General features: G+C 55.0%; 3 protein-coding genes. 2 read left to right on the forward strand and 1 reads right to left on the reverse strand.

What is annotated here, in order from left to right:
• On the forward strand, positions 1-598 hold a 598-nt coding region (locus ABX962_RS33680), incomplete at its 5' end, for a DUF1080 domain-containing protein (protein ID WP_372726052.1).
• A gap of 79 nt (positions 599-677) precedes the next feature.
• On the opposite strand, the gene ABX962_RS33685 is transcribed toward ABX962_RS33680, so the two are convergent.
• A complete protein-coding gene (locus tag ABX962_RS33685) occupies positions 678-1,958 on the reverse strand; it encodes a radical SAM protein (protein WP_372726053.1) in 1,281 nt (426 codons plus the stop codon).
• 150 nt (positions 1,959-2,108) lie between these two features.
• Here ABX962_RS33685 and ABX962_RS33690 point away from each other — a divergent pair, with 150 nt between their 5' ends.
• Positions 2,109-2,792, forward strand: coding sequence for a DUF2293 domain-containing protein (locus ABX962_RS33690; RefSeq protein ID WP_372726054.1), 684 nt, complete (start codon positions 2,109-2,111; stop codon positions 2,790-2,792).
• Positions 2,793-3,134: the final 342 nt, after the last annotated feature.

Genomic DNA, 3,134 nt, shown 5'->3' on the forward strand with positions numbered 1-3,134 from the left:
CGAGGACGATGATTTTGTCGTCGAAGAAGGATTCGAGAGTCTATTCAATGGCCACGATTTGACGGGCTGGGGATTTCGCAAAACGACCGATGCGATGTTGAAATCACGCGAGCGATGGCAGAGTCGTGATCCCAATGCCCCAGCGTGGCCGATTGTCGAAAGCAACGTTGCCTTTGACGGTAAGTCGAAAACACCCGAGGGACGTTACGCGGCCGTTCATGATCGATTGGTTGTGACGACGCCGCCAGAGGGACGCAAGATTCAACAGCTTTGGACGACTCGCGAGTTTCCCAATGACTTTGAATTGCGATTGGAATTTCGTGCGACTCCCAATGCCGACAGCGGTGTGTTTATCCGGGCACCGCAATTGCAATGTCGTGACTTTGCGCTAGCGGGACCGTACAAGGACTTGAAAAACTACAAGCCTCAGCAGTGGAACGCACTTGTCGTCGCGGTCCACGGCGGCGTGGCACATTGCAGCTGCAATGGCGAAGTGATCGAAGAAGCGATGAAGGTTCCCGAAACCGGTCCGATCGGTTTGGAAGGGGACCGAGGGCAAGTCGAGTACCGTCGCATCCGCATCAAGACAACGCCGTAATGACTTCCTGCCGTAGCGAAACTCGCCAAGAGTTTCGCAAGCGACTTTGTGGTGAACGCCCGCAAAACACGCCGATGGGCTACCGACTCAGGATCGGCAGTTCGCTTTTGGGGCTCGTATCCCCGGACTGCTGATCAGGATCTTGGTACTTGCTGGTGTCGAAATGACGGCTGTAGGTACCGAAGTCGTTAAAGGCATACTTCTTGGCCCAGCGATAGACAAAGCTGCGTTCGGGGATTTCATCGCCCGGTTGATATTGGCTTCGTCGCGGCGAGACAGCGTTCAGCTCATCGATCACCTTGGTACGCGCCGTTGTGTCGCGAGCCCCATGTTTTTCGGCAAGCTGGACCAACAAGTCGGGGCGTTCCATGATCACGCAGCCACGCGTGTGTTGTGCCGTCAGTTCGCGGAAGTCTCGCAAAAATTCCGATTCATTGAACGTGTCTTTAAGCGATCGGTCGTCGTGGATCGATTCTTTGGCCAACTGGATCACCGGGCATGGCTCGATATCGCCCCAAGGCCCGACATGGTGCGTGAACCCGGTTGCCGCAGGACAAAGGGCATTGCCCGCGTCATCGTGATAAGCGTCGATCACGACGATCGGCTTGGTGGCACGTGTGTCGACGACAAATTGACGCACGCGACGTTGTTGTTCGCTGGTCAACGCGAGATCGGGGTTTGATTCGGGGCCGACCGGACGATAGATGTGGTACCAGCAATACATGACCCCCATTTCGATCAGCCGATCGACCCAGGCGTTGCTGACCAAATCGTCGATATTTGTTTTGCAGACACTGGTGCAAACCCCGACGAGCAAGCGATGACGTAGTGCCGTTTCAAGTCCCTGCATCGTTTGGTTCAACACCCCTTCGCGTCCTCGCCGTGTGTCGCTGACGATTTCAGATCCCTCGACGCTGATCAGCGGAGTCACATTCCCGAGACGCCGCAACTCGGCAGCGACTTCGTCGGTGATGAAATGACCATTGGTAAAAACTTGGAAGTAGACGTCGCGATTGGCGGCAAAGATCTTTAACAAATCTTTGTGCATGAAAGGTTCGCCGCCCAGAATGCCGAAGAAACTGTTACCCATCGCTTTGGCTTCGGCAATGACTTTGTTTGCCGCGTCCAACTCAATGCGATGTTGTTTCGCCCCCACATCGACCCAGCAGCCCTGGCACCGCAGGTTGCAGCTGTTGATGACCGATAAATACAAAAATGGCGGAAAAAAATCTCCTCGTTTCAGTCGCTGTTTGTGCTTGTGAACACTCCACAATCCGCGAACCCCCAGCGTCCAGGCCGCTTTTGCAAGCAATCGTTTGTCGGGCTCGAGCAGCAGTCGACTGGCGAGGCGAAAATACATAAAACGGGATTCTCAAATTGAGTAGCGATCGGGCCGGGAGACCTTCTGGTTTCCGAACCGAGCGATTGATTAACCATTCGATCTGTAACCATTCAAGTCGAGGCCTGCGGACGCGGGCATCGTACATTCACCAGCTTAGCCAAAGCCAGCATGACCAGCCAGACGTTCGGCCCCGGACCGACTGAAAACACCGTTCGTGATTCCGAGGGTAAAATCCATACCCCACCTGCAAATTGGTCGCTTTTGCCCCCGGGGGACGCAGCCATGACCCGGCGTGTCAAAGCGGCCGGCGAGCACTGGATCGTCCAGGAAAAAAAAGGACGGCGAACATTTTCCAAAGGAATTTGGGCTCCCGCTGCCACGATCGAGAAAATTGTGGCCGATTTGAAAGTCGAGCGGTCGACCGAAAGTTACGCTAAACGGAAAGTCGCGGACAAACAGCGACGTGATCGCAATCAGTCGGCTTACGTCGATGAGTTCTATGAAACCGTGGTCACCTATCTGAATTTTCATCCCAAACACGCCAAGCTCTCGGCACGGATGGCTCGCGCGATCACTGACCATGCAACGCCCGTGGGCAGCGGTACCGTGGCACGGACCAAGCGAATCTCTGTCGAACAGCGAGCCGAGGCTGCGGTGATTGCATGGATGCGGCATCAAACTACCGCCTATGATTCGATGGTCATTCCGCGGGTCAAAGGGAAACGGCGTGAGGTCCGCAGGATGCTAGCAGGCCGTTCCAAAGAGTTGCTGCGGCAATATCGGATCGACCAAGTCGCGTCAGAGAATTGCCCGTTGTTGAAAGCATTAACGGAAGCCACCGAATCGGTCTAGCAAGCGGATTGGACCACACGTTTTGCATGCAATCCAGACGGTTGTGGGCAGCCAACCCCTCGAAAGATCTTGCCCCCAGAGGATGGTTGCCGGTTTCTAGGTAAACTCAGCGCCGCGAACTTCCGATATCACACTCTAGGTTCACCCATGTCCTGGAGTCCTTTGTGCAAAACCTGAAACGTTACCTTCGATCGCGAACCGCTCTCAGTTGTTTGCTAGCTATTTCGTGCTCGCAGTTCGCGGTAGGTGACGAGGGTGTTGTGCTTAATCCGCCACTCGATACCTCGGCGGAAGTGCGGATAGCGAGGCGTCCATGGCTGCTGGATGTATTGACGAACAAGC

Source organism: Novipirellula sp. (genome assembly GCF_041583735.1).
Classification (GTDB): Bacteria; Planctomycetota; Planctomycetia; order Pirellulales; family Pirellulaceae; genus Novipirellula.

What these genes read in the sequence shown, in the direction of transcription:
- ABX962_RS33685 (WP_372726053.1), bottom strand. Translation starts at nt 1,958, where the DNA reads ATGTATTTTCGCCTCGCCAGTCGACTGCTGCTCGAGCCCGACAAACGA.
- ABX962_RS33690 (WP_372726054.1), top strand. Translation starts at nt 2,109, where the DNA reads ATGACCAGCCAGACGTTCGGCCCCGGACCGACTGAAAACACCGTTCGT.